This window comes from Pseudoclavibacter sp. 13-3, assembly GCF_021168475.1.
Taxonomy (GTDB): Bacteria; Actinomycetota; Actinomycetes; order Actinomycetales; family Microbacteriaceae; genus Pseudoclavibacter_A.
This window is the reverse complement of the sequence record NZ_JAJOZT010000003.1, coordinates 240,834-265,706: the sequence shown is the minus strand read 5'-3', so window position 1 is coordinate 265,706 and position 24,873 is coordinate 240,834. Positions and strand designations below refer to the sequence as shown.

Below are 24,873 nucleotides of genomic sequence, written 5' to 3'. Positions count from 1 at the left end.
CGACCTCTCCTTCGCCGACTGACCGACTGCCGCCGCCGTGATCTGCCCGCCCGTAGAATGACGGGGTGTCCTCCACCATTCCCGCTCACGACGCCCGGCGCGGGCGGCAGCACACCCCGCGTCACGCGACATGGCACGAACCGGTGGCGAAATGGTTCGGCACGCAGCGCCGAGCGCCCATCTGGCTGAGCCTCACGGCGCTCGGCCCGGCCGCCGTCACGCTGCTCGCCGCGGTGCTGCGGCTGTGGCATCTCGGCCGGCCCGACACGCTCGTCTTCGACGAGACCTACTACGTGAAAGACGCCTGGTCACTGGGCGCGCGCGGCAATGAGGCGCGCTGGCCAGAGTCGCCGAACCCGGCCTTCGAATCCGGCGACGTGAATTCGTTCCTGGGCGGCGACGGCGCGTTCGTCGTGCACCCGCCGCTCGGCAAGTGGATGATCTGGCTGGGCATGCTGGCCGGCCCCGAGCATGCCTGGGCGTGGCGGCTGTCGACCGCGATCGCGGGCACCCTCACCGTGCTGCTGATCTGCGTCGTGACCCAGCGGATGTTCCGCAGCGCCGCGCTGTCGACCTTCGCCGGCGGCCTGCTCGCGATCGACGGCCTCGCCATCACGATGAGCCGCACCGGGCTGCTCGACGTGTTCATCGGCCTGTTCGTGCTCGCGGCATTCTGGATGCTGCTCATCGACCGCAGCCGGCACCGCCGACTGCTCGCCGAACGGCTGCACGACCGCGGGTCGACGGGTGTGATCTGGTGGCACCCTTGGCTGCTCGCAGCTGCGGTGCTCCTCGGCTGCGCGACCAGTGTGAAGTGGTCGGGCATCTACTTCGCCGTCGCCTTCGGCCTCTACGTCGTCGTCGACGACCTGCTCGCCAGGCGACGGCTCGCTCGTGGAGAGATCAGCATCCCCATGACGGCGACCACCGGTCGTCACGCACGCCGACAGACCCTCTGGGCACGTGCCTGGCCGCTGCAGTCGCTCGCCCAGGCCGGCGTCAGCCTTGTCATAGTGCTGCCCACCGTCGTGCTGGTCTATCTCGCCTCGTGGACGGGCTGGTTCGTCACTTCGAACGGCTGGGGGCGCCATTGGGCCGAGTCGAATCCGGCCGAGGGATGGCTCTCGGCGGTGCCCGACGCGCTGCGCTCGTTCGGGCAGTACCACGCGGTCGCGTATCGCTTTCACACCGGACTCGACAGCCCGCACCCCTGGGCGTCGAACCCGCTGAGCTGGCCGATCATGCTCAAACCCACACTGTTCTGGCGCACCATCGACGCCCCGGGCGAGAACGGCTGCCTGCACGACTCCGGATGCGTCAGCACGATCTCATCGGTCGCCAACCCGCTGCTCTGGTGGGTCGCACACCTCGCGGTGCTCGCCCTGGTGGTGCTCGTGATCGTGCGCATCGTGCGCATCGCGCGGCGTCTGACGTCGCCCGCAGACGACGTCACGTGGCAGGCCGGCGCGATTCTGTTCGGCTTCGCCGGCGGCTACCTGCCCTGGCTGATGTACCTGCACCGCACCGTGTTCTTCTTCTATGCGGTGGCGTGGCAGCCGTTCCTGATTCTCGCGGTGGTCGCCGTCGTGCGGATGCTGGTGCCGCCCCCGCAGGACAACTCCGGCGCCGCAGTGGCGCGTCGGGCCTGGGCACGACCCGTCGTGGTGGGGTTCGTCGTGGTCGTCGTCGCCATTTCGGCGTTCTTCTATCCGCTCTGGACGGGAATGGACGTCTCGCGCACGTTCTGGTCGCTGCATGCGTGGCTGCCGAACAACTGGCTGTGAGCGCCAGGCGCTGAGCGGTCGTTTCTGTGCGGGTACGAACTACAGTGGATGAGATGACCGATCTGACCCTGAACTATCCCCCGCAGCTGCCGGTCAGCGCTCGCCACGACGAGATCATGGCGGCGATCGAGGCGAACCAGGTCGTCATCATCGCGGGCGAGACCGGCTCTGGCAAGACCACGCAGATTCCCAAGATGTGTCTGGAGCTCGGCCGTGGTCTGCCCGTCGAACGCACCGGCAAAGACGGCAGGAAGCACACCCGCACGCGACAGATCGGTCACACCCAGCCGCGTCGTCTGGCGGCGCGAACCATCGCCGAACGTCTCGCGGCCGAGACGAACACCAAGCTCGGCGAGCAGATCGGGTATCAGGTGCGCTTCACCGATCACACCGACGCCTCGACGCGCGTGAAGGTGATGACCGACGGCATTCTGCTCGCCGAGATTCGTCGCGACCGGCGTCTGATGAACTACGACACGATCATCATCGACGAGGCGCACGAGCGCAGCCTGAACATCGACTTTCTGCTCGGCTACCTGAAGCGTCTGCTGCCGAGGCGCCGTGACCTCAAGCTGATCATCACCTCGGCGACCATCGACGTCGAACGCTTCTCGAAGCATTTCGACGAGGCCCCGGTGATCGAGGTGTCGGGCCGCACCTTCCCCGTCGAGATTCGCTATCGCCCGCCCGAGAAGGACGAAGAGCCGCTCGACGCGATGCTCGCAGCCACCGACGAGCTGATGCTCGAGCCCGACGGCGACATCCTCGTGTTCTTTGCCACCGAGGCTGACATCCGCGAAGCGGCCAAGGCACTCGCCGGTCGTCACCGCTTCACCGAAGTGCTCACCCTCTTCGGCCGACTCAGCGCCGCCGACCAGCACAAGGTCTTCGAGACGGGCCGCACCCCCGGCATCCGCCGACGCATCGTGCTGTCGACCAACGTCGCCGAGACCTCGCTGACCGTGCCCGGCATTCGCTACGTGATCGACACGGGCACCGCGCGCATCTCGCGCTATTCGACCCGGTCGCGAGTGCAGCGACTGCCGGTCGAGGCCATCTCGCAGGCCAGTGCGAACCAGCGCGCGGGGCGATGCGGGCGCGTCGCCGAGGGCATCTGCATCCGACTGTACGGCGAAGACGACTATATGTCGCGACCGGAATATACAGACCCAGAGATTCTGCGCACCAACCTCGCCAGCGTCATTCTGCAGATGGCCACGCTCAGGGTGGGCGCCATCGACGACTTCCCCTTCTTGCAGCCGCCCGACTCCCGCGCCATCGCCAGCGGCATCGACACGCTGGTCGAGCTGCGCGCGATCGAGTCGCCCAAGGCCAGCCAAGACGGCCAGATGCACATCACCGACATCGGTCGACGGCTGGCCCGCGTGCCGATCGACCCCCGGCTCGGGCGCATGATCGTCGAGGCGCAGCGCCTGGGCGTGGCGCACGAGGTGACCGTGATCGTGGCAGCCCTCACGGTGCAGGATCCCCGCGAGCGCCCGCGCGATCGACAGCAGGCCGCCGACCAGCAGCACGCCCGGTTCGTCGACCCGTCGAGCGACTTCTTGGGCACGCTGAAACTCTGGAAGTACCTCGAGCAGCAGCGCCACGACCTCTCGTCGAGTGCGTTCCGGCGACTCTGTCACAAAGAGTTCATCAACTACGTGCGGGTGCGCGAGTGGATCGATCTGGTGCGCCAGCTCGAGCGCATGCAGCCCGACGACCCCTCGTCGTTCCGCATCGAGAGCGCAGTCGCCGCGAACGATCGCAGTCATACGCGCACGAAGCACGGCTCGAACCGGCACGGCATCCGCCAACGGGGCGCCGACGCGACCACCGCGGCCGCCGACGGCATCCATCAGGCGCTCATGTCGGGGCTGCTCTCGCAGCTGGGCGTCTACGACGAGAAGAAGCGCAACTATCTGGGCAGCCGCGGCACGCGCTTCTGGGTGTTCCCCGGCTCAGGCCTGTTCAAGAAGCCGCCCGCAGAGGTGATGACTGCCGAGCTGGTCGAGACCGAGCGGCTGTGGGCGCGCGTGAACGCGAAGGTCGATCTGGGCTGGGCCGAGGAGCTCGCCGGCGACCTCGCCAAGCACAGCTACGCCGAGCCGCGCTGGTCGGCGAAGCGCGAGCAGGTCGTCGCCACCGAACGTGTGACGCTCTACGGCGTGCCGATCGTGGCCGGCCGACGCGCGAACTACGGCCGAGTCGACGCGGAGGTCGCCCGCGAGCTGTTCATCAGGCAGGCCCTCGTCGAGGGCGACTGGCACACCCGGCACGCCTTCTTCGCCGAGAACCAGCGGCTGCGCGCGCACGTCGAAGACCTCGAGAACCGCAGCCGACGCCGAGACATCGCGATCGACGACGAGGCGCTCTTCGCGTTCTACGACCATCGCATCCCCGCTGAGATCAACACCGGCCGCGCCTTCGACCGCTGGTGGAAGCAGCAGCGCCGCGAGACGCCCGACCTGCTCACGCTCAGCATCGACGACGTGACCAGCGATCGCGCCGAGTCTGTCGACGAGACCGACTACCCCAGCACCTGGCGGCAGGGCGACCTGACCCTGGCCGTGAGCTACCGGTTCGACCCCGGCAGCGACTCCGACGGCGTCAACGTGGATGTCCCACTCGCCCTGCTCGCTCAGCTGCGCCCCGAGGGGTTCGACTGGCTGGTGCCCGGGCTGCGTGAGGATCTGGCCGTCGCGCTCATCCGTTCGCTGCCGAAGGCGCACCGTCGCAACGTGGTGCCCGCAGCCGACTGGGCGCGTCGTGCGCTCGACGCACTGCCGCAGCATCCTGACGGCCGCCCCTTCGCCGTCGCGCTGGGCGCCGCCCTGCGCTCGCTGAGCGGCATGCCGATTCCCGACGATGCGTGGGAGGTCGAGCGGGTGCCCTCGCATCTGCGGGCCACCTTCCGTGTGCTCGACGATCGGGGCCATGCGATCAGCGAGTCGACCGACCTGCTCGAGCTGCAGCGCGAGCATCACGACAGCGCACGGGTCGCCGTGGCGGCACGCAGCTCGGCCAGCGAGCGCACCGGCATCACCGCATGGGCGCCGACGTCGGGCGACGAGGCGGCCGGAGGCGGCATCGGTGCGCTGCCCGTCGAGACGGTCGAAGACCTCGGCGGCAACGTCGTGCGCAGCTATCCGGCCCTCGTCGACGAGGGCAAGAGCGTGGCGGTTCGGCTCTTCGCCGCCCCGGGCGATGCGCTGCGCAGCCACTGGGCGGGAGTGCGCCGCCTCGTCTCGCTCACGGTGCCCATGCCGACCGAGTACGTGCTGAAGCATCTGACCGGCCCTGAGAAGCTCGCTCTGGCCTCGTCACCGTATCGGTCGCCGCGGGCCGCGATCGAGGATGCGGCGCTGGCGGTGATCGACGCCCACCTGGCCGAGCTGGTGCGGCCGAGCGCCGGCGACCACCGGGCGCGTGCCGACGGTCAGGCGGGAGCGAGCGGGGCATCCGCCGGCAGTCGCGAACGCGCCCGGCTGCTGGGCCTCGCCGAGGCGCTGCCGCGTGACGCGCAGGCCTTCGAGCGATTCTGCGACCGAGTCAGCGCCGACCTCGTCGACGCCCTGTTCACGGCGACCTCGCAGGTGGCGAAGGTGCTCAGCGCCCAGCGCGACACCGAGCGCGCGCTGAAGCAGGTCACGTCGATGGCGCTGCTCGGGGCGACCAGCGGCATCCGCGCGCACATCGAGCAGCTCGTCTACGAGGGGTTCGTCCGCGCCGCCGGCACCGACCGTCTGCCGCACATCGCCCGCTATCTCGCAGGCCTCGCGCTGCGGCTGCACAAGCTTGAGGCGCAGCCCGGCCGTGACAACACCTGGCGTGCAGAGGCCGACACGGCGCTGCGACTCTTCGAGGGCGCAGGCGGCGGCATCCCCTCGCCCGACTGGTGGCTGGGCCTGCTCGACGAGCGCAGCGGCGTGCTCGACGAGGCACGGTGGATGCTCGAAGAGCTGCAGGTCGGACTCTGGGCGCAGGAGCTCGGCACGGCCAGCGCGGCGAGCGTGCCCAGGCTCAAGAAGCTGCTCGCGAAGCTGCCGAAGCAGAAGTGAAGGAAGACGCATGTTCGACGATCGCTATGACATCGACCCACTCGCCGACCAGTCGTGGCGGCGAGTGGTGGGGCCGAAGAAGGTGGCCGCACAGGTGGGCGAGGTCTACGAAGACGCCGCCAGCGGATTCTGCGGAGCACTCGTGCGCTTCGACCGGCAGGTGATCGAGCTCGAAGACCGGCACGGCACGGTGCGCGCGTTTCACTGGGGCCCCGGCCTGCTGCTCGAGGGCGAGCCGATCGATCTGGTGCATCCGGGGGATGCCGCAGGCGCGCGGGGAGGCGCAGGTCACGCTGGCGCGGCGGGATCGGCCGGCCGCGCCTCGAGTGCGCTGCGCATCGGAGCCTCGGGCATGCGGGTCGACCCGAACCAGCGGGCCCGGGTGGCCCGGGCCAGTCGGCTCTTCGTCGAGGGCAAGCACGACGCCGAGCTCGTGGTGAAGGTCTGGGGCGACGATCTGAAGGCCACCGGCGTGGTCGTCGAGCAGCTGCTCGGCGTCGACCATCTCGCCGAGGTCATGGCCGAGTTCGAGCCCGGCCCCACCCGACGCATGGGCGTCCTCGTCGACCATCTCGTCACAGGCTCGAAGGAGTCCCGCATCGTCGACGCCCTGCCCGCCGGGCCGGCGCGAGACGCCGTGCTCGTCGTGGGGCATCCGTTCATCGACATCTGGCAGGCCGTCAAACCGGCGCGACTCGGCATGCGGGCCTGGCCCAGCATCCCCCGCGGCATCGACTGGAAGTCGGGCATGTGCCGGGCGCTCGGCTGGCCCGCCGAGACCGGAGCCGACGTCGGCCGGGCGTGGTCGCGCATTCTCAGCACGGTGCGCAGCTACCGCGACCTCGAGCCGTCGCTCACCGGTCGCGTCGAGCAGCTGATCGACTTCGTCACCGAGATCCCGGAGTGATGTCGATGGCGTCCCAACGCCTCGTTGGCGCTGCCGTCAGTCCGTGACGAGCCCGCCGTCGACGGGTCGTATTGCATCGCTGCCCGCCGGGCCCGGCATCCGCCTATGGTGGAGGCATGAGCATGACCGGCGAGCATCTCGCGGAGTTCGCCATCCGGCCGCCGACGTGGACCCGATGGATCGCCGCCGCGCCCCTGATCTTCGTGGCCGCCGCGCTCATCATCGTCGCCATGACGCTCGACGGCGGTGCGATCGGCCTCATGGTCTCGGTGGCGGTCGTCGTCGCGCTCGGGCTGGTCACGTGGTGGTGGCTGCGTTGGACGGTGATCCGGGTGCGCATTCAGCCGCATGAGGTGCGGCTCGCGGCCCCGTTCTACCGTGCGTCGGTGCACATCGCCGACATCAGCCAGACAGCGGTGGTAGATGATGCGACGCTCGACCGCTCAGGCTTCGACTGGGTGGTGATGGGTCGGCCGCGCGATCGCAGCGGGGTGCGGCTCAACCTCGGCGGCGTGGCGGCGCTGCAGATGCAGACCTTCGATCAGCGGCTCTACACGGTCGTGTTCACGAGCTTCGACGACGCCGAGCACGCTCAACGGGTCATCGACCGGCACCGGTTCGGCGGCTGAGCTCTGTCGCTGCTGTGAACAGCAGCATTCAGTAGTGTTCGTTAGCTTTCAGCCGCACTATGGTGGCGACGCCCAATCAGCAGAGTCAGGCCCGCACAAGCCGTTCGAAGCGATAGCGCATGCCCGAGCGCGACGTCGCCCAGGCTGTCTCGTCGGCGGCGACCGCCTGCCAATCGCCCCCGAGCTCCGGCGCGAAGGCATCGCCGACGATCCCCTCGTCGGCCGCCACGTCGACGTCGAGCATCGTGCGCTCGACCACGTCGGCGAGTCCCAGGTCGAGCGCCTCGGCGAACAGCTGGGCGCCCCCGATGATCCAGGCGTCGATCTCGACGTGCGTGACAGCGCCGTATGCAGCAGTTCCGCCGACGGCCGACGGCGAGACGGGCGCAGGATGCCCCGCTCCCCCCGCCGCCGCATCCTGCGTCGCGAGCGCAACGGCTTCGCTCAGCGCGTGAACGACCTGCAGATCGCCCCGTTCGAGGCCGCGCCGGGCACGCTCGTCGCGCGCCGCGGCGGCTTCGCCCCAAGACTGCTGCCGGGTGACCACGATGTTGCGCCGCCCGGGCAGCGGCCGAAACCGCGGGTCGAGCGAATCCCAGGTGCGTCGCCCCATGATGACCGGCGCGCCCATCGTCACCGCTTTGAAGTGCGCCAGATCTTCGGGCACGTGCCAGGGCATGCCGCCCTCGGCACCGATCACGCCGTGGCGATCCTGCGCCCAGATGAGCCCGATCAGCGGTCTCTGCTCGACGATCTCTTCGAGGTGGGCATCTGCACCGAGTTCGTCACGCACGGTCTGATCATCGGCATCAGGCGCGCTCACACCGCCACCGGAGCCTTGATGCCGGGATGGTGCTGGTAGTTCGCGATCTCGAAGTCGTCGTACTCGTAGTCGAAGATGCTCTCGGGCCGACGTCGGATGCTCAGCGTCGGGTACGGGTACGGCTCACGCGCGAGCTGCCGTTCGACCTGCTCGGTGTGGTTGTCGTAGATGTGGCAGTCACCGCCCGTCCAGACGAAGTCGCCGACGTCGAGCCCCACCTGCTGAGCGATCATATGAGTGAGCAGCGCATACGAGGCGATGTTGAACGGCACCCCGAGAAACATGTCGGCCGACCGCTGATAGAGCTGCGTCGAGAGCCTGCCGTCGGCCACGTAGAACTGGAAGAAGGCATGGCAGGGTGCCAGCGCCATCTTCGAGATCTCAGCGACGTTCCAGGCCGACACGATGATGCGGCGCGACTCGGGGTCGCTGCGCAGCTGCTCGATCACCTGCGCGATCTGATCGATGTGGCCGCCGTCGGGCGTCGGCCATGACCGCCACTGCACGCCGTAGACCGGCCCGAGCTCGCCGTCGGCGTCTGCCCATTCATCCCAGATGCTCACGTCGTGCTCCTGCAGCCAGTGCACGTTCGACTCGCCGCGCAGAAACCACAGCAGCTCGTAGGCCACCGACTTGAAGTGCACGCGCTTCGTGGTGATCAGCGGAAACCCCTTCGAGAGGTCGTACCGAATCTGGCGGCCGAAGAGCGAGCGCGTACCGGTTCCGGTGCGGTCGCCCTTGGCTGCGCCATGCTCGTAGACATCGCGCAGCAGGTCTTCGTATGGAATGGGAATCGCGTTGGTCACGCCGTTCACCCTACCGCGACCGACGCATCGGCGGACACCCCGCAATGGCTGCAGCGGCGGTCGTCATTCGATCACGGCACTCACAGCTGAATCACAGGACCGCATATACTGAGTCGCATGCGCCGCCAGTCTCCGTCTCTTCCACTGTCTCTCTGCGCCGGCCTGATCGGGCTGACGATCGCCGTGACCGGATGCAGCTCGCACACCGCACCGGATGCGCCCGGTTCAGCCGCTCTCGAGCAGACCACCAGCGCACCGAGCACCACGACAGAGCAGCGCGTGACCGTGAGCGCGATGGGCGACATGCTGCCGCATCACGCCGTGAACGCCGAGGCGAAGACGACAGACGGCTACGACTACGGTCGTTTCTTCGACGCGATCCGCCCGATCTATCAGAGCTCCGACCTGGTCTTCTGCAACGAAGAGGTGCTCGCCTCAGCCACTTCCCCGGCACAGATCACGACATATCCGCAGTTCCGCGCCCCCACCCAGTTCGCCGAGAGCCTGAGCCGCGACGTCGGCTGCAACGACATCAACCTCGCGAACAACCACATGGCCGACTACGAGCAGTCAGACATCGACCGCACCCGCGATACGTGGGACGCCCTGCAGCCGAAACTCATCGCCGGCGCGAATCGCAGCCCCGAGGAGCAGCGCAGAGTCTCATACGCAGACGTGAACGGCCTGAAGATCGCCCAGCTGGCATTCACTGCGCAGAGCAACCAGGAGCACACCGCGTTCGGGCTGAACACCACCGACGGCCCGCTCATGGACGAGCAGCTCGCCGAGGCCCGCAAACAGGCTGACGTCGTCATGGTCTCGATGCACTGGGGCACCGAAGACTCCACTGCGACCGATGCGCCGCAGCGCGAGCTCACGCAGAAGCTCGTCGCCGCGGGCGTCGACGTGGTCATCGGCACCGGCCCGCACGTGCTGCAGCCGGCTGAGTTCGTCGACCGCCCGGACGGCGGCCGCACCCTGGTCTGGCATTCCCTGGGCAACATGCTCTCGACACAGGTGCCGGTCGACAACCGCACCGGCGGCATCGCACGGTGGCAGCTGGTGCGCACCGGCGACGGCCCGGTGACCGTCGAACAGGCCACGTTCACCCCGACGTTCATGGACTTCGTCGCTCGCGGCGTGCCGATCGCCGCTCGACACGACCTGCGCATCCTTCCGATGTCACAGGCCGACGAGCGTGTGCGCAGCGAGTTTCCCGGCGAGACCGCCGACAGCCGCTATGCGTTCGTGCAGAAGACCCTGGGCGACCAGGTGCAGGTGGTGCGCTGACGTTCAGCCACGAGGGGGATTGCTCGAACGACGGCCGCGCTTCGGCAGCCGGGCGGCCGGCCGGTTGGTGAGCGCGTAGCGTTCGAGAATGCGCAGAAAGTCTTGCTGCAGCTGGCGCCACAGCCAGACGCTCACGCGTTTCGCCGGCACCTCGGGAGCCTCGGAGAGCCAAATCGAGATGGTTCCGATCACCGCGCCGGCGAGAAAGGCGGCGTCGGCGTCGAACCCCATCGGCACCGCCGTGCTGCGGTCGGCGTACTGCAGCAGGCTCTGCTCGATGATCGCGCGAAACTGCTCACGCAGCCGGTGCGTGACGGCGGCGCTGCCCTTCGGGCCGAGCGCCCAGGCATAGGCCGACTTGTACTCGGCGATGTGCTCGAGATACTGCATCAGCGTCTTGGGCAGACCGGTCTCGGCGTCGTGCGGCACCCCGGGCGAGATCATGTTCGTCTGGTTGACACTGATCGAGAGCTCTTCGAACGCGTCGGCGAGCAGCTCGTCGATGTCGCTGTAGTGCACATAGAACGAGCTGCGGTTGACGCCGGCCTCGCGAACGACGTCCGAGATCGAGATGACCTCGATCGGCTCCTGGCTGATCAGCGTGAGCACGGCCGTGCGCAGCGCCTGACGAGTTCGCTGCGCCCTGGGGTCGAGAACTCTGTCATTCTGCCGTGGCACGCCCCTCATTGTATGCCTGTCTTTTGCCTCGTGTGCGGCGAATTGTCACCGCTTCTTCACGCACGTCTGCACCTGCGCTGTCGCGGTTCTGCCGCCGGTGGTCGAGCCGTCAGCACCCACCTGTGGTCAGACTTCAGAAGGGTGTGCGCAGGTGGGGTGCCGGGGCGGTGGCGAGCAGGTCGTCGGCCAGGGCCAAGGCATTCTCCTGGTCTTCGCCGACTCCTTGCACCCGACCTGCAGCCGCCAGAATGCCTGCCGAGGTGTAGCCGAAGAGCAGCGACCCCAGATCGGCGACGTCCAGTTCCAGCGTCACGTCCGACGCATCCGTCGCCGCAGCGACCGCCAGCCGTTCGGCGCTGCCGACCCCCTGCTCGTCGACTCGCAGCAGATAGTCTCCGTCGGCGTACCCCGACGAATCACCGACGCGCAGCCGCAGCCGAGTACCGGCCGGGCTGCGCGGCCACGAGCGCGCCGAGAGCACGGCACAGACGTCGAGCACGCGCACCCACAGCGAGTCACTCGTCTGCTGAGGCGACACGGCCCGCGGATCAGTCAGCAGCCAGGGCAGCAGCCCATCGACCGGCCGGCTGCGTGCAGTGACCTCGCCGACCAGATCTGTCGAGAGCAGCCGACGCCACAGCGCAGCCTCGGCGGCAGGCGTGGCCGCGCAGACTTCGTCGACCACCAGTCGCCCGTGCTCCTCGCCGCCGAAGACTCGGTACAGTGCAAAACCTTCGAGTCGTCCCGAGGCAGTCGAGTCGGCGCGCAGGGCAAGCGTCGTGCCGGAGTCACCGTGGTTGAACAGCCGCAGCGAGAAGACCCGCAGCGCCTGCTGCCACCACACGTCACGCCGGCCGATGTCACCGGCTGCTCGCGCGCGGTCGAACACCTGCGGGGCCTCTGCGCGCAGGGTCTGCGGCGCGACGAGTCGCACAGTCACCTCGCCGCCGGCATCATCACGCCACGAGGCGAGCCTCGGGTCGAAGCGCAGGGTTGTCGAGCGCGTGGCCGGGCCGAATCCGAACCTGCCGTAGATGCCGCCCTCGGTTGCGGTCAGCACGGCGGCGGATGCTCCGCTCGCGACCGCTGCGTCCAGCTGATCAGCGATCATGGCGCGGGCGATGCCCCGTCGACGATGCGTGCCCGCGACCGTCACCGCAGAAATCGCCCAGGCATCCACCGACGCACCGCCGACCAGCGTGAGATCGGTCGGCCACCCCTGCGCCGTGCCCGCCGGCGACGCCGGGATCGCACGATGCGCAGCCTCTTCGTCGGTCGTCTCCGCAACCGGGGCGGCATCGCCCTGCTCGATGCGGTCGCCGAAGCCGTCTGCGGCACCATCGTAGACGCCGACGACGCGACTGCCGACCAGCGTGCTGCGCAGTTCTCGGCGCATGCGCAGCGTCGGCGGCAGCGCATCGAGAAAGCCGCGCTCCATGGCTCCGAGCCAGCCGTCGATCGCGACCTCGTCAGACTGATCGACCACGCGGCCCTGCAGTCGCGAGACGTCCAGTCTGCGCTGTGCATTCGGCGAGAACGTCTCGAGCGCCTCACCGCTCAGGCGCTGCGACTGGTGCTGCGACATCATCCCACGCTCTCTGAGTCAGCCTTCGGTCGTCTGCGCGGCCGTGGCCGCCCAGAGATCGCGATCGACGAACTCGACTTTCGGCGGGGTCACCGCATCACGGTGCCTGGCACGATCGATGATGATGCGCGCCTGTGCGAGGCGGCCGGCCTCGAGCGCACTGCTGATGGTCTTGGCATGCGCCAGAAAGCGGGAGTCCTCAGCGGTGTCGATGCTCTCGCCGAGTGAGACCAGACGCGCCCCACTCGCGTTGACGGCCTGGAGACTGTCGAGCAGGCTCACCGCGCTGAGGCCGAGCACGCAGAGCTCGGAGACCACGACGGTGTCGTTCGCCCCGACGCCCTCAAGCGCCTCGCGAATGCGGTAGTGCCAGTCTTCCTGGGTGCGCGGCGCGATCTCTGTGCACTCGCCGACCTGCGCGTCGTCGAGAGCCGCGCGCTGATCGGGAACGGTCGGGAGTGCGGGGTGATCAATGATCAGTCCGTGTGTCGCCATCAGAAATCCTCATTCTGTGTCGCAGCGGCGCGTCGACCCTCGACGCACCCGACGAGCATCCGGCGTGCAGCATGCACGCGGTTCGTTCGCTTGAGCCGATGCGTGCGCGTCTGCGCACGCCGACCCCTGACCAGCATGGTACGTCACGTGGTCGCCCGACCGACAACGCCCCACCGAACCTCCTGCCGCTCGAGCCCCGTGGCCCGTCAGAACGATGGCACCCTCACGGGGCGACCCCTGCGGCAGCGCGCTTGAACCCCGCTCTGACGTTCTCGCAGCAGCCCGATCGGCACACGTCGAACCAGGGGCCGAGCGTGGTGACCGCCGGGCGGTCTGACGGATCGACCGCGGCCATGCGCTCTTCGATGAGGTCGACGATGCCGGCCACATGCGTGTGAGCAGTGCCCGGAGTATCAGTTCGGACGGCGCGCAGGCCGGCATCTGACGCCGCTTCGAGGGCCTCGGTGTCGAGGTCCCAGAGCACCTCCATGTGGTCGCTCACGAATCCGATGGGCGAGATGGCGATGGCCTCGACCGACTCGCCCGGCAGCTCTGCGATGCGGTCGCAGACGTCTGGCTCGAGCCACGGCTGCGCTGCAGGCCCGGAGCGGGATTGGTAGACCAGCTCCCAGGAGACGTCTTTCAACGTGGCATCCTGATCGCCGACACGACTCATCACCGCTGCAGCCACCGCCAGATGCTGTGCTTCGTATGCGCCGCCCGGGCCGAGATCAGCGTCTCGTGGCCCCGACCGCTGCGCATCGGCGACGGGAATCGAGTGGGTGGTGAAGAGCACGCGCATGTGTTCGACGTGGGTTCCGGCGTCTCTGAACGCCTGAAGAGCCGAGAGCACGCTCGGAACGAACGAGTCGACGAAGCCCGGGTGGTCGAAGAACTGACGAATCTTGTCGATCGTCATGGTCTCGGCGAGGCCGGTCTCTTCGAGCGAGCGAGCGAAGTCTTCTCGGTACTGGCGACAGCTTGAGAACGAGCTGTAGGCACTGGTGGCGAGCGCCAGCAGCCTGTGGTGGCCCGCTGCATCGGCTTCTCGCACGGCATCGGCCAGATACGGCGCCCAGTTGCGGTTGCCCCAGTAGACCGGAAGGTCGATGTCTCTCGTCGCCAGCTCCCGCTCGATCGCCGCCTTCAGCGCCCGGTTCTGCGCGTTGATCGGGCTGATGCCGCCGAAGCGACGGTAATGGTGGGCGACCTCTTCAAGCCGTTCTTCTGGAATGCCACGGCCGCGAGTCACATTCCTGAGAAACGGAATGACGTCTTCCTGCCCTTCAGGCCCGCCGAAGCCGGCAAGGAGGATGGCGTCGTATCTCTGCGGCAGAGAGACGAACGGTGCACCCTGAGCACAGGCGGGAGAAGCATAGGGCACAGCGGTGTCGTGTTCCATCTGAAGGCTCCGATCGTAATGGGCAGGCGTGAGGCACCGGCCGAGCCGTGGTCTGCAGGCCCTCGGTGATGAATTCGGGGGAGGCAAATCCACATGTGACTTTATCTAACTTGGTAACCAATATACCTTGTGAGAAATGTGACCCATCTGCCCGTCTCCAGCATCCGGCGGCCAGCCGATGACCTCGACACCAACAGAGAACTGCAGATCACCCCAGGAGGGCCAACACTGGGCCGGACACACACCCGGCACCAGTAACACTGACGAGTGTTCGAGAACAGGATTCGTCATATTTTTCTACCATCGAAACAATGTGTTATTTATTTCACATTGACTAGATGATAGATTTTCCGAACAACGTGTCGTAGTGTTATTTTTCGAACATGAACGGGGTGGTCAACGTGAAGTTACGGACATCATCGGGCTTGGCACGCTTAGTCAAGAATGCACGCACCCAGCGGAATCTCACTCAGCAGAATGTCGCTGATGCCGTCAGCATCACCCGCCAGTCCGTCGCCCGCCTCGAGCGCGGCAACGGAGGCATCTCTTTCGACACAGTGCTGCTCATCTTTGACTACCTCGACATCCATCTGACCGCCACCGGCGAGCACCGCACTTCTTCCCCCACCGCACCGGCCACGCAAAGTGCCGCCCTGGCGGCAGCTGATGCGCTCACCCTCCGCGAAACCTCTCAACAACTCAACAGGCACATCCCCGGCTCCGTCCTTGTCGATCCGCTGCACGCTGCAGCGGATACTGACCTGGACGACTCAGAAAGTGCCGAATGATCCGGACACTCAACGTGTATCTCTACGATGTCCACGTCGCCACGATCACTCGGCGAAGCGAGAACTTGCAGCTCCGCTACCTGCCCGAGTACGTCGAGTCAGACGCACCCGTTCCAATCTCCGTGACACTCCCCGTTGTCACACCCCCGTTCGGAAACGATGACACCAAACGATTCCTCGACAACCTCCTGCCCGACCACGCCGACGTCCGTTCGAGGTGGGCTCGAGAAGCGAAGCTGGCCAGTGACAGCACTTTCGACCTGCTCTGCGTCTACGGTGCCGACGTTGCCGGCGCGCTTGAGTTCTACCCGGCAGGCACATCACCCAGACGGGAAGAATGCCTGACGCCGCTCACCGAGGAAGCGATCGGCGACCGGATCCGACAGATCCGACGCGACGACTCCGACTGGCTGCAGAACCACGCCGTCGAAGAAGGATTCTCGCTTGGCGGCGCTCAAGGGAAGTTCGCGCTCACCCTCCGCGACGGAGAGTGGTTCGAGCCATCAGGACGGCAGCCTTCGACACACATTTTCAAACCTGGAATCCAGCCACTGCCTGGCTCCGATGTCACCGAGTACATCACTCTGGAGGTCGCACGCACGCTCGGGATCAACGCAGCTGCATCCGTGATTGCCGAGTTCGACGGCGAACACGTCCTCATTGTGGAACGCTTCGACCGCTTCAACACCGATGGCGCCATCGGCCGCTTGCACCAGGAGGACCTCGCGCAAGCCACGGGAACCCCACACATCCAGAAATACGAGTCCGACGGCGGCCCGGGCTACCGAGATATCTTCACCGTCTTCGACCGCAACCTCAGCGCCACCGACGCCAAGGCCGCCAAGGAGCAGTTCGCGAAGCTGCTCGTCTTCTCTTGGATCATCGGTCACAACGACGGCCATGCCAAGAACTACTCCCTCACCCACGTGCCAGGACGGAGCGTACTCGCCCCGTTCTACGACCTCAACACGTCACTCCCCTTCAAACAGCGAGAACAGGTTCTCTCTCATGACCCTGCTGTCTTCGACAACGTCGAACTCGCCTTCGCCGTCGACGGGGTGAACACTCTCGGCGATTTCAACGCAGACAGCATCCGATGTCTAGAAACCGATGCCGGATTCCCAGAGGGACGCCTACGCGAGTACACAGTCCAGATCGCCACGAAGCTCCAACACGTCGTCTCCGTCGTCACCGAGCAGCTGCCCGGTCACCTCAAAGAGCTCCCCGCCGTCACGCTCTACCCGCATGCGACGTACACGCAGACTCGTAGAGTCATGGACGCCCTGGCCTGACCCGCTCCTTACTCGCTGGCGTTGAATCCGCGCGTCAGAAGTCCCAGTCTTCGTCTTCGGTGTTGACGGCGGTGCCGATCACGTACGATGACCCCGAGCCCGAGAAGAAGTCGTGGTTCTCGTCGGCGTTCGGCGACAGCGCTGAGAGAATCGCGGGGCTCACGTTGGTCACCGATGAGGGGAACATCGGCTCGTAGCCGAGGTTCATCAGCGCCTTGTTCGCGTTGTAGTGCAGAAAGCGCTTGACGTCTTCGGTCAGACCGGCCTCGTCGTAGAGATCTTGGGTGTACTCGACCTCGTTGTCGTACAGGTCGTACATCAGCGAGAACGTGTACTCCTTGAGCTCGTCGCGCTTGGCCTGGTCGACCGCTTCGAGCCCCTTCTGAAACTTGTAGCCGATGTAGTAGCCGTGCACCGCCTCGTCACGAATGATCAGGCGGATCAGGTCGGCCGTGTTCGTGAGCTTCGCATGGCTCGACCAGTGCATGGGCAGGTAGAACCCCGAGTAGAACAGGAACGACTCGAGCAGCGTCGAGGCCACCTTGCGCTTCAGCGGGTCGTCACCGCGGTAGTACTCGAGCACGATCGCGGCCTTGCGCTGCAGCTTCTGGTTGTCGACCGACCACCGGAAGGCGTCATCGATGTCAGGCGTGTTGCACAGCGTCGAGAAGATCGACGAGTACGACTTCGCGTGCACGCTCTCCATGAACGCGATGTTCGTGTAGACCGCCTCTTCATGCGGCGTGAGCGAGTCGGGAATCAGCGAGACCGCACCCACTGTGCCCTGAATCGTGTCGAGCAGGGTGAGTCCGGTGAACACGCGCATGGTGAGCGTCTTCTCGGCCTCGGTGAGCGTGGCCCACGACTGGATGTCGTTCGACAGCGGCACCTTCTCGGGCAGCCAGAAGTTGCCGGTCAGACGCTGCCAGACCTCGAGGTCTTTGTCGTCTTCGATGCGATTCCAGTTGATCGCGTCGACCCGGTCGACGAGCTTGAGCTTCGGTGCGGACATCTCTCTCCCTCAGAATGAAAATCACGGTCGCAGCGGCAGACAAGAGGAGCCCTCGCAGCACACGGGGACTCCTCTTGAGCCTAGTCGCACCAGCCGGCCTGCATCACAGCATGCAGCTGACGCAGCCCTCGACCTCGGTGCCCTCCAGCGCCATCTGGCGCAGGCGGATGTAATAGAGCGTCTTGATGCCCTTGCGCCAGGCGTAGATCTGGGCCTTGTTCAGATCACGGGTGGTCGCGGTGTCTTTGAAGAACAGCGTGAGCGACAGCCCTTGGTCGACGTGCTGCGTCGCCGCGGCGTAGGTGTCGATGATCTTCTCGTAGCCGACCTCGTAGGCGTCCTGGTAGTACTCCAGGTTGTCGTTCGTCATGAACGGCGCCGGGTAGTAGACGCGGCCGATCTTGCCCTCTTTGCGAATCTCGATCTTCGAGGCGATCGGGTGAATCGACGAGGTCGAGTTGTTGATGTAGCTGATCGAGCCGGTCGGCGGCACCGCCTGCAGGTTCTGGTTGTAGATGCCGTGCTCCTGCACGCTCGCCTTGAGCTCGCGCCAGTCGTCCTGTGTGGGGATGCGCACGCCGGCCTGTTCGAACAGCTCACGGCCGCGCTGCGTCTGGGGCGTCCACTCCTGCTCGACGTACTTGTCGAAGAACGCTCCGCTGGCGTACCCCGACTCGTCGAAACCGTCGAAGCGCTCGCCGCGCTCGATGGCGATCAGGTTCGAGGTGCGCAGTGCGTGATAGAGCACCGTGTAGAAGTAGATGTTCGTGAAGTCGACGCCCTCTTCGCTGCCGTAGAAGACGCGCTCACGAGCCAGGTAGCCGTGCAGGTTCATCTGCCCGAGGCCGATCGCGTGACTGCGGTCGTTGCCCGCCTCGATCGACGGCACCGAGTGGATGTGACTGTGATCGCTGACCGCGGTGAGACCGCGGATCGCGGTCTCGACGGTGGTTCCGAAGTCTTCGGAGTCCATCGTCTTCGCGATGTTCAGCGACCCCAGATTGCACGAGATGTCTTTGCCGATCTGGGCATATGACAGATCTTCGTCGTACTGGCTGGGCTCGTTGACCTGCAGAATCTCGCTGCAGAGGTTCGACATGTTGATGCGACCCTTGATCGGGTTCGCCCGGTTCGCCGTGTCTTCGAAGAGGATGTACGGGTAGCCCGACTCGAACTGGATCTCGGCGAGCGTCTGGAAGAACTCGCGAGCGCTGATCTTCGTCTTGCGGATGCGAGAGTCGTCGACCCACTCGTAATAGTGCTCGCTGACCGACAGGTCGGCGAACGCCTTGCCCGTGACGCGCTCGACGTCGTAGGGGCTGAAGAGATACATGTCTTCGTTGCGCTTGGCAAGCTCGAAGGTGATGTCAGGAATGACCACGCCGAGCGAGAGGGTCTTGATGCGGATCTTCTCGTCGGCGTTCTCGCGCTTGGTGTCGAGGAACCGATAGATGTCGGGGTGGTGCGCATTGATGTACACCGCGCCGGCGCCCTGCCGCGCACCGAGCTGGTTCGCGTAGCTGAACGAGTCTTCGAGCAGCTTCATGATCGGAATGACGCCTGACGACTGGTTCTCGATGTGCTTGATCGGCGCACCCGACTCGCGGATGTTCGACAGCAGGAAGGCCACGCCGCCGCCGCGCTTCGAGAGCTGCAGCGCCGAGTTGATCGAACGGCCGATCGACTCCATGTTGTCTTCGATGCGCAGCAGGAAGCAGCTGACGAGTTCGCCGCGCTGCTTCTTGCCCGCGTTGAGGAACGTCGGTGTCGCCGGCTGGAACCGACCTGAGATGATCTCGTCGACCAGATGCGTCGCGAGCTCCTGGTCGCCGGCGGCCAGGTAGAGGCTCACGATCGTGACGCGGTCTTCGACGCGCTCGAGGTAGCGCTTGCCGTCGAAGGTCTTGAGCGTGTAGCTCGTGTAGTACTTGAACGCCCCCAAGAAGGTCGGGAAGCGGAACTTGTAGCCGTAGGCCCGCTTGAACAGGTCTTTGACGAACTGCCACGGGTAGAGGTCGAGGAACTCTTTCTCGTAGTACTCGTTCTCGATGAGGTACTCGATCTTCTCTTCCAGATCGTGGAAGAAGACCGTGTTCTGATTCACGTGCTGCAGAAAGTACTGCCGTGCGGCCTCGTGATCTTTGTCGAACTGGATGTGTCCCTGCTCGTCATACAGGTTCAGCATCGCGTTGAGCGCGTGGTAGTCGAGCTGGCTGTTCGCGCCGTTTCCGGAGCCGGGGTGCGTCGTGTCCAAGATGGTTCTCAGCCTCGGTCTCAGGCCAGGCTTGCGACGGCGGATGCTGCGAGCGCGTCGATCTTGTCAGGGCGGAAGCCCGACCAGTGGCCGGCATCGGTCACGACGACCGGTGCCTGCATGTAGCCGAGCTCCTTGACCTGAGCGAGGGCAGCGGCGTCTTCGGTGATGTCGACGACGGTGTAGTCGATGCCGCGCTTGTCGAGGGCGCGGTAGGTCGCGTTGCACTGCACGCAGGCTGGCTTGCTGTAGACCGTGACTGACATCTTTCGTCTCCATTCTTCTGACCCGCACTCGCCCTCTGCGGCGGCTCGGATCGGTGTCTTCTCAGTGTTCTGGGCAGTCGCGCTCTCGGTGATCCTACTCTTGGAGCGCCTGCCGCAGCAGGTATGAGTCGATACTACATCTAGTGGCGGGCAGCACAAGCCACCACTAGATGATGTGTGACATCGGTGTAATTACCGCAATGGCGTTCTGCCGCGGAATGACGCGGATCGCGTGCGCCGGGCGGGCGCGACACGCCACGAGAATGATTTTCTACAGCCCCAACAGGTGTCGCAGACGCTGCTCGGTGTCGGGCCAGCCGGCGACTTCGACAGACTCCACGCCCAAGGCCCGAACGGGGTAGTCGTTGCCGTCTTCATGCAGCTTGTCGCCGAAGAAGAGCATCTCGTCGAGACCGATGCCGGTCTGCTCGGCCAGCTGACGAATGCCATACGCCTTGTCGATGCCGCGCCGCGTGATGTCGATCGACGTGGTGCCGCCCGCCCGCACCTCGAGGTCGGGCAGCTCGGCCTGCACCGCACGACGAAGGCGGTCTTTGCGCTCGCCGGTCGGATCCCACGCCTGCTTGGCCTCGACCGGCGCCTGCTGCCCCAGCGCCGAGAAGGTGATCTGCGACCCGCGGTCTTCGATGATCGGCCCCCAGGTCTTCGCCTCCCACAGCCCGAGCCGCTTCGCCTGCTCGGTCAGCGCACGCTCTGCGGCCGACTTCTCCTCACCGCTGAGATCCTGTGCATACACCTCACGCCAGACTCCGTCGGCATGGCGGTGGTAGCGCGTGCCGCAGGTCGGCATCAGGTGCAGCCGGTCGAGTTCGTCGGTGGTACCGCCGGCAGCTTCGAGTGCATCGATGACCTGAGTCTGGAACTGCCCGATGTTGCCTCCCGAGATCACGCACACCTGCGTGCGGTCGAGCAGGCGGCGCAGCACCTGTGCCATCGATTCCGGCACGCGCGACTTCGAGGGCGCGAGGGTGTCGTCGAGGTCGAAGGCGACCAGTCTGGGCAGTTCGGGCACGGGTGGTTCTCCTGTCAGAGGGTGTTCAGCGGATTCACAGGCGCGGGGGTGGCACTCGACCACCCGAGCATGGTGCGCATCACTAACATGGGTTGAGCGCGCGGCACGCTCACAACTGTACTGTTCTCTCAGCAGCCCGGCCGTGCGATGAGAGGAAAGGCCGCACATGCGTCGTCTCGTGACGGTGCTCTGGGCGCTCGTCTGTCTGGCGCTGCTCGGAGTCCTCGCCTGGCTGCCCGTGCATCTCGGTCAGCAGATCGGCTTCGCGCAGTTCTTCGCGATGCCGGCCCCCTGGCTCGCCGCCCTCGCCGTGATGGGCCTGCTGCTGCTGGTCACCTCGTTGCTGCGCCGCCGAGTGCGGATGCTGACGCTGACCTGCGTGGTCGTCGTCGCCCTCGCCTCGGTGCCGTGGCTGTCACCGCGCCTGACCACGCCGCCGCGCGCCTTCGACGCCGCCGACCTGCCCGAGGCATCCGCCGACGGTCTGCGCGTGCTCAGCTGGAACGTGGGCGGCTCGGCCGATTCGATCGACGACGTCGCAACGCTCGCCCGACAGGTCTCGCCGCAGATCATCGCGCTTCCCGAGACCACGCCGAGCGAGGCGCATGCCCTCGCCGACCAGCTCGCGGCGAGCGGCCTCGACATGCGGGTGGTGCCCGCACAGGGCAGCGACAGCTCCTGGCCGTCGTCGGTGCTGATCAGCTCGGCGCTCGGGCGGTATCGCGTCGTCGACGACACATCGCAGTCGGTGCGTCCCGGAGTCGCGACCAAGCCGGTCAACGGCCAGGGCCCCACCATCGTGGTGGCCCACGCCCAACAGCCGGGCTTGGCCGCCGAACAGGCCCAGACGTGGCGGGCGCACCTGCGCTGGCTCGGATCGTGGTGCGACAGCGGCGAGGCAATCGTCGTCGGCGACTTCAACGGCACCGACGCCAACATCGGGTCGACGCTGGGCTCATGTCGAGCGCCGGACTCGACCACGCAGGGATCGACCACCGGAGGCACGTGGCCGAGTGCGCTGCCGGCATGGCTCGGCGCGCCGATCGACCGCGCGTACACGACCGCTCAATGGCAGGTCAGCGGGCTCTGGCCGATCGCCGGCCAGCGGGTCTCGGCGAGCGACCATCGGCCGATCGTCGTCGACCTCAGCAGGTCAGCGACGCCAGCCGGCTGAGCGGCGGGCGAGCGACCGCAGAATCGCACGCCAGCCGAACATGAAGACCGCGAGCACCGTGCCGGTGACGATCACGAAGCCGAAGGCGACGCCGTGCAGGGTGAGTGCGCGCAGCAGCGCGCCGCCCACCAGGGTGAACAGCCAGATCTGCGCAGCAGTGTGCGAGAGGTCGAGCGGGCGTCGCCAGGCGCGCGTCCAGACCCATCCCACGACGGCGCCCAGCAGGAACGGGCAGGCCACCTCGAGCACGTGCAGAAAGCCGGGGTCGGTCGCATGTGCGCGTCCGCCGATGAAGGCGAAGATCAGAATCGACACGGCGTCGAGCACGATCGCCGCGATCACCCATGCGGGGCCCGTGCCGACACGGGCCATCCGGGCGGCTCGCTGCTGCGGCGTCTCGAGTTCGGCGACGGCCGTCGGGGTCTCGCCCTCGACGGCGGTCTCGGTCTCGGCGGTCACATCTGGTGCAGAGGTATTGGTGCTCACACAGACAGCGTAGGCCTCGGCGACGTTCTGCGCATTCCCCCTTGTGCACAAGGGTACGGGTCGCCGAGGTGCGCTGCATCCTATTTGGATGCCCCGCCCAGCCCGCCTGACCGCTCACGCGCAGCAGGACTGGCAGCGTTTCATGGCCGATTTCGGGGTGCTGCTCGCGCAGGTGCGTCGTGAACGCGGCTTCAGCCAGGAATACGTCGCCGCCCAGGCAGGCTTGGCCCCCTACACCTATGTGCGCTACGAGCAGGGGCGCGGCCAAGACGGCCGACCTGCCAATCTCACGCTCATCAACCTGATCTGCCTGGCGAACGCGCTGCAGGTTCGCATCGAAGAGATCATCCCCGACCAGTACCCCGACATCCGCCTGGATTGAGCGCTCTGCACAGGCGGCCGGCTGGACGCTGACCGTGCACACTTCGCCCGCCGAGGCCGTGCACATGCCGAACTGTCAGCGCCTGACGCTGTACTGGCCGCATGAACGAACACGACACTCCAGAGCCCACTTCGAACGACTCCTCTTCGACCGACGCCTCGGCCACGTCGACACCTCGCCCGGAGCATGACAGGCATGCCCGCGACCTGCGCCTCGAATGCCCGTCGTGGTGCGTGCTGGGCGAGAGCCATCAGCACGACCTCGAGGTCGAGATGCTGCACATGAGCGCGATGGTTCCCGTGCCGCTGGTCGTGCGCGAGACGCTGCTGACCAACGGACAGGTCCTCTCGACCCCGCGCGGCCACGAGTGCTGGGTCGGGCTGATCCAGTGCGGCGCCGCCCCCTACGTGACCTGCAGCAGCGATGACGGCATCGGCATCGATCTGACGCCAGAGAGCGCGCAGCGCATGGTCGAGGCCCTGGCGCTGTTTCTCGGCGTGCTGCGATCGCCGTAGGATGCTGCCATGCCCGCCCGTCAGGTTCCCGTCTTCGTGCTCGCCGGTTTTCTCGGCAGCGGCAAGACGACCTTTCTGAACGGACTGCTGCACAATGCGCTCGGCGTGCGCGTCGGAGTGATCATCAACGACTTCGGCGACATCCCCGTCGACAGCTGGCTGGTCGACGCCGGCGTCGACACGATGGTGACGCTCGGCGGCGGATGTCTGTGCTGCGTCACCGACGCCGGACAGATCGACGACATGCTGCAGCGACTGCTCGATCCGAGTCTCGAGATCGACGCCGTCGTCATCGAGGCGAGCGGTCTGGCCGACCCGGCCAATCTGGCGCTGCGCGTCGGCCGCAGCAGCACCCGTGGCGTCAGGTTCGCCGGCGTCGTGCTCATGGTCGACGCCGGCGAGTACCTCGAGACGCTGCGCATCCACCCGAAGATCGCCCAAGACGGCCGCATCGCCGATCTGATCGTGCTGAACAAGGCCGACCTGGTGTCACCCGCAGACCGCGACCAGCTGATCCGCACCCTCGAAGACTCGTCACGCGGTGCGCCCGTGCTGCCGACCGCGTTCGGAGCGATCGACCCGCGGCTGCTCTTCGACCGGGCGGAGCACGAGCCGCCGAGATACGGCCAGGTGCCGCTGCCGTTCGAGTCGCTGAACCCCTCCGCCGCCGACCGGTACCACCCGCACCTGCACGACCAGTACTCCAGCGTCTCGTTCCGCGCCGAACGCCCGTTCAGTCCGCGTCTCTTTCTCGAATTCCTCTACCACCGGCCGGCCGGGCTGTACCGCTTGAAGGGGCACGTTCGGTTCGCCGTCACCCGAGGGCCGGGAGCCGCACGGCATCCCCTCGAAGTGCAGAGCGTCGGCGCGCACGTTCGGTTCGCCCGTCAGCGCCAGATGCCCCATCACCCGCTCGTCGACGAGACGCAGCTCGTGCTCATCGGCATCGGCATCGATGCGGCCGACGTCACCGCCCGGCTCTCGGCCTGCGAGGCCGACGACGCTACCCCGGGCGACCGCGCCGCCATGATCACGGTCAACCGCTATCTCGACTGATGCGACGAGGCATGAGAAGTGGTAGCATATTCTGGTGCCCGTCAGGGCCACGGGGCTATAGCTCAGTTGGTAGAGCGCTTCGTTCGCAATGAAGAGGTCTGGGGTTCAATTCCCCATAGCTCCACAGCCGGTCGCCGGTTCCTGGATTTCCCAGG

General features: G+C 66.5%; 22 protein-coding genes and 1 tRNA gene. 12 read left to right on the top strand and 11 right to left on the bottom strand.

The features are described 5' to 3' along the window. Positions 1 to 65 precede the first annotated feature (65 nt). The 4 genes from LRX77_RS07275 (at position 66) to LRX77_RS07260 (ending at position 7,381) form a co-directional block, all read left to right on the top strand. Complete coding sequence (locus tag LRX77_RS07275; protein WP_231832241.1) at positions 66 to 1,784, top strand: dolichyl-phosphate-mannose--protein mannosyltransferase; 1,719 nt, start codon at positions 66 to 68, stop codon at positions 1,782 to 1,784. 53 nt (positions 1,785 to 1,837) lie between these two features. Beyond that, complete coding sequence (gene hrpA, locus LRX77_RS07270; protein ID WP_231832240.1) at positions 1,838 to 5,845, top strand: ATP-dependent RNA helicase HrpA; 4,008 nt, start codon at positions 1,838 to 1,840, stop codon at positions 5,843 to 5,845. A 10-nt stretch (positions 5,846 to 5,855) separates the two neighbouring features. Further along, positions 5,856 to 6,752, top strand: coding sequence for a DUF3097 family protein (locus LRX77_RS07265; protein ID WP_231832239.1), 897 nt, complete (start codon positions 5,856 to 5,858; stop codon positions 6,750 to 6,752). Positions 6,753 to 6,868: 116 nt separating this feature from the next. Next, positions 6,869 to 7,381 (top strand): hypothetical protein, encoded by a 513-nt coding sequence (locus tag LRX77_RS07260; RefSeq protein WP_231832238.1) that lies wholly within the window; start codon positions 6,869 to 6,871, stop codon positions 7,379 to 7,381. Positions 7,382 to 7,466: 85 nt separating this feature from the next. Here LRX77_RS07260 and LRX77_RS10600 read toward each other — a convergent pair whose 3' ends face one another. Together LRX77_RS10600 and LRX77_RS07250 are read right to left on the bottom strand one after the other, a co-directional pair. Next, positions 7,467 to 8,204 (bottom strand): dihydrofolate reductase, encoded by a 738-nt coding sequence (locus tag LRX77_RS10600; protein ID WP_442961618.1) that lies wholly within the window; start codon positions 8,202 to 8,204, stop codon positions 7,467 to 7,469. Next, complete coding sequence (locus LRX77_RS07250; RefSeq protein ID WP_331716147.1) at positions 8,201 to 9,019, bottom strand: thymidylate synthase; 819 nt, start codon at positions 9,017 to 9,019, stop codon at positions 8,201 to 8,203. The genes LRX77_RS10600 and LRX77_RS07250 overlap by 4 nt, the downstream gene beginning before the upstream one ends. Before the next feature lie 108 nt (positions 9,020 to 9,127). Between LRX77_RS07250 and LRX77_RS07245 the strand changes: the two genes are divergently transcribed. Further along, on the top strand, positions 9,128 to 10,300 hold the full coding sequence (locus tag LRX77_RS07245) for a CapA family protein (RefSeq protein ID WP_231832236.1): 1,173 nt from the start codon (positions 9,128 to 9,130) through the stop codon (positions 10,298 to 10,300). A 3-nt stretch (positions 10,301 to 10,303) separates the two neighbouring features. On the opposite strand, the gene LRX77_RS07240 is transcribed toward LRX77_RS07245, so the two are convergent. The 4 genes from LRX77_RS07240 to LRX77_RS07225 form a co-directional block, all read right to left on the bottom strand. Continuing rightward, complete coding sequence (locus LRX77_RS07240) at positions 10,304 to 10,978, bottom strand: TetR/AcrR family transcriptional regulator (RefSeq protein ID WP_231832235.1); 675 nt, start codon at positions 10,976 to 10,978, stop codon at positions 10,304 to 10,306. 133 nt (positions 10,979 to 11,111) lie between these two features. After that, positions 11,112 to 12,566 (bottom strand): GNAT family N-acetyltransferase, encoded by a 1,455-nt coding sequence (locus LRX77_RS07235; RefSeq protein WP_231832234.1) that lies wholly within the window; start codon positions 12,564 to 12,566, stop codon positions 11,112 to 11,114. A gap of 15 nt (positions 12,567 to 12,581) precedes the next feature. Further along, positions 12,582 to 13,058, bottom strand: coding sequence for a recombinase family protein (locus LRX77_RS07230; RefSeq protein ID WP_231832233.1), 477 nt, complete (start codon positions 13,056 to 13,058; stop codon positions 12,582 to 12,584). Positions 13,059 to 13,281: 223 nt separating this feature from the next. Continuing rightward, the gene (locus LRX77_RS07225) at positions 13,282 to 14,460 is read right to left on the bottom strand and encodes a ferrochelatase (RefSeq protein ID WP_231832232.1); all 1,179 of its coding nucleotides are present in this window, start codon (positions 14,458 to 14,460) and stop codon (positions 13,282 to 13,284) included. Between the two features lie 383 nt (positions 14,461 to 14,843). Between LRX77_RS07225 and LRX77_RS07220 the strand changes: the two genes are divergently transcribed. Beyond that, a complete protein-coding gene (locus tag LRX77_RS07220; RefSeq protein ID WP_231832231.1) occupies positions 14,844 to 15,248 on the top strand; it encodes a helix-turn-helix transcriptional regulator in 405 nt (134 codons plus the stop codon). Beyond that, positions 15,245 to 16,540 carry a type II toxin-antitoxin system HipA family toxin gene (locus LRX77_RS07215; protein ID WP_231832230.1) on the top strand — a complete coding sequence of 432 codons (1,296 nt, stop codon included), beginning with the start codon at positions 15,245 to 15,247 and terminating at the stop codon, positions 16,538 to 16,540. Before LRX77_RS07220 ends, LRX77_RS07215 begins: the two co-directional genes overlap by 4 nt. A 34-nt stretch (positions 16,541 to 16,574) precedes the next feature. Here the strand turns inward: LRX77_RS07215 and nrdF are convergent, their stop codons facing one another. The 4 genes from nrdF to LRX77_RS07195 all read right to left on the bottom strand — a co-directional run bounded on the left by nrdF (position 16,575) and on the right by LRX77_RS07195 (position 21,105). Beyond that, positions 16,575 to 17,552, bottom strand: coding sequence for a class 1b ribonucleoside-diphosphate reductase subunit beta (nrdF, locus tag LRX77_RS07210; RefSeq protein ID WP_231832229.1), 978 nt, complete (start codon positions 17,550 to 17,552; stop codon positions 16,575 to 16,577). Between the two features lie 103 nt (positions 17,553 to 17,655). Continuing rightward, a complete protein-coding gene (gene nrdE / locus LRX77_RS07205) occupies positions 17,656 to 19,806 on the bottom strand; it encodes a class 1b ribonucleoside-diphosphate reductase subunit alpha (RefSeq protein WP_269453746.1) in 2,151 nt (716 codons plus the stop codon). Between the two features lie 20 nt (positions 19,807 to 19,826). After that, positions 19,827 to 20,072 carry a glutaredoxin-like protein NrdH gene (gene nrdH / locus LRX77_RS07200; protein WP_231832228.1) on the bottom strand — a complete coding sequence of 82 codons (246 nt, stop codon included), beginning with the start codon at positions 20,070 to 20,072 and terminating at the stop codon, positions 19,827 to 19,829. Positions 20,073 to 20,343: 271 nt separating this feature from the next. Beyond that, positions 20,344 to 21,105: an HAD-IIB family hydrolase gene (locus tag LRX77_RS07195; protein ID WP_231832227.1), complete on the bottom strand. Its 762-nt coding sequence runs from the start codon at positions 21,103 to 21,105 to the stop codon at positions 20,344 to 20,346. Positions 21,106 to 21,271: 166 nt separating this feature from the next. Between LRX77_RS07195 and LRX77_RS07190 the strand changes: the two genes are divergently transcribed. Beyond that, positions 21,272 to 22,279 (top strand): endonuclease/exonuclease/phosphatase family protein, encoded by a 1,008-nt coding sequence (locus LRX77_RS07190; protein WP_231832226.1) that lies wholly within the window; start codon positions 21,272 to 21,274, stop codon positions 22,277 to 22,279. Here LRX77_RS07190 and LRX77_RS07185 read toward each other — a convergent pair. Next, complete coding sequence (locus LRX77_RS07185) at positions 22,259 to 22,765, bottom strand: DUF3054 domain-containing protein (RefSeq protein ID WP_231832225.1); 507 nt, start codon at positions 22,763 to 22,765, stop codon at positions 22,259 to 22,261. The genes LRX77_RS07190 and LRX77_RS07185 overlap by 21 nt on opposite strands. 88 nt (positions 22,766 to 22,853) lie before the next feature. Here LRX77_RS07185 and LRX77_RS07180 point away from each other — a divergent pair, with 88 nt between their 5' ends. From LRX77_RS07180 to LRX77_RS07165, 4 genes are all read left to right on the top strand, one after another. After that, the gene (locus LRX77_RS07180) at positions 22,854 to 23,147 is read left to right on the top strand and encodes a helix-turn-helix domain-containing protein (protein WP_231832224.1); all 294 of its coding nucleotides are present in this window, start codon (positions 22,854 to 22,856) and stop codon (positions 23,145 to 23,147) included. Between the two features lie 101 nt (positions 23,148 to 23,248). Continuing rightward, entirely contained in the window at positions 23,249 to 23,662 is a 414-nt protein-coding gene (locus LRX77_RS07175) for a DUF6907 domain-containing protein (RefSeq protein WP_231832223.1), read from the top strand. A 9-nt stretch (positions 23,663 to 23,671) separates the two neighbouring features. Continuing rightward, positions 23,672 to 24,718 carry a CobW family GTP-binding protein gene (locus tag LRX77_RS07170; RefSeq protein ID WP_231832222.1) on the top strand — a complete coding sequence of 349 codons (1,047 nt, stop codon included), beginning with the start codon at positions 23,672 to 23,674 and terminating at the stop codon, positions 24,716 to 24,718. Positions 24,719 to 24,769: 51 nt separating this feature from the next. Further along, positions 24,770 to 24,842 (top strand) — tRNA-Ala (locus tag LRX77_RS07165). Positions 24,843 to 24,873 lie beyond the last annotated feature (31 nt).

Excerpts from the sequence above, each read along its gene's own strand:
- LRX77_RS07190 (WP_231832226.1), top strand. The coding sequence starts at position 21,272 with ATGCGTCGTCTCGTGACGGTGCTCTGGGCGCTCGTCTGTCTGGCGCTG.
- LRX77_RS07245 (WP_231832236.1), top strand. The coding sequence starts at position 9,128 with ATGCGCCGCCAGTCTCCGTCTCTTCCACTGTCTCTCTGCGCCGGCCTG.
- LRX77_RS07215 (WP_231832230.1), top strand. The coding sequence starts at position 15,245 with ATGATCCGGACACTCAACGTGTATCTCTACGATGTCCACGTCGCCACG.
- nrdF (WP_231832229.1), bottom strand. The coding sequence starts at position 17,552 with ATGTCCGCACCGAAGCTCAAGCTCGTCGACCGGGTCGACGCGATCAAC.
- LRX77_RS07225 (WP_231832232.1), bottom strand. The coding sequence starts at position 14,460 with ATGGAACACGACACCGCTGTGCCCTATGCTTCTCCCGCCTGTGCTCAG.
- LRX77_RS07265 (WP_231832239.1), top strand. The coding sequence starts at position 5,856 with ATGTTCGACGATCGCTATGACATCGACCCACTCGCCGACCAGTCGTGG.
- LRX77_RS07180 (WP_231832224.1), top strand. The coding sequence starts at position 22,854 with ATGCCCCGCCCAGCCCGCCTGACCGCTCACGCGCAGCAGGACTGGCAG.
- nrdH (WP_231832228.1), bottom strand. The coding sequence starts at position 20,072 with ATGTCAGTCACGGTCTACAGCAAGCCAGCCTGCGTGCAGTGCAACGCG.
- LRX77_RS07220 (WP_231832231.1), top strand. The coding sequence starts at position 14,844 with ATGAACGGGGTGGTCAACGTGAAGTTACGGACATCATCGGGCTTGGCA.
- LRX77_RS07260 (WP_231832238.1), top strand. The coding sequence starts at position 6,869 with ATGAGCATGACCGGCGAGCATCTCGCGGAGTTCGCCATCCGGCCGCCG.
- LRX77_RS07170 (WP_231832222.1), top strand. The coding sequence starts at position 23,672 with ATGCCCGCCCGTCAGGTTCCCGTCTTCGTGCTCGCCGGTTTTCTCGGC.
- LRX77_RS07230 (WP_231832233.1), bottom strand. The coding sequence starts at position 13,058 with ATGGCGACACACGGACTGATCATTGATCACCCCGCACTCCCGACCGTT.
- LRX77_RS07175 (WP_231832223.1), top strand. The coding sequence starts at position 23,249 with ATGAACGAACACGACACTCCAGAGCCCACTTCGAACGACTCCTCTTCG.
- LRX77_RS07235 (WP_231832234.1), bottom strand. The coding sequence starts at position 12,566 with ATGATGTCGCAGCACCAGTCGCAGCGCCTGAGCGGTGAGGCGCTCGAG.
- hrpA (WP_231832240.1), top strand. The coding sequence starts at position 1,838 with ATGACCGATCTGACCCTGAACTATCCCCCGCAGCTGCCGGTCAGCGCT.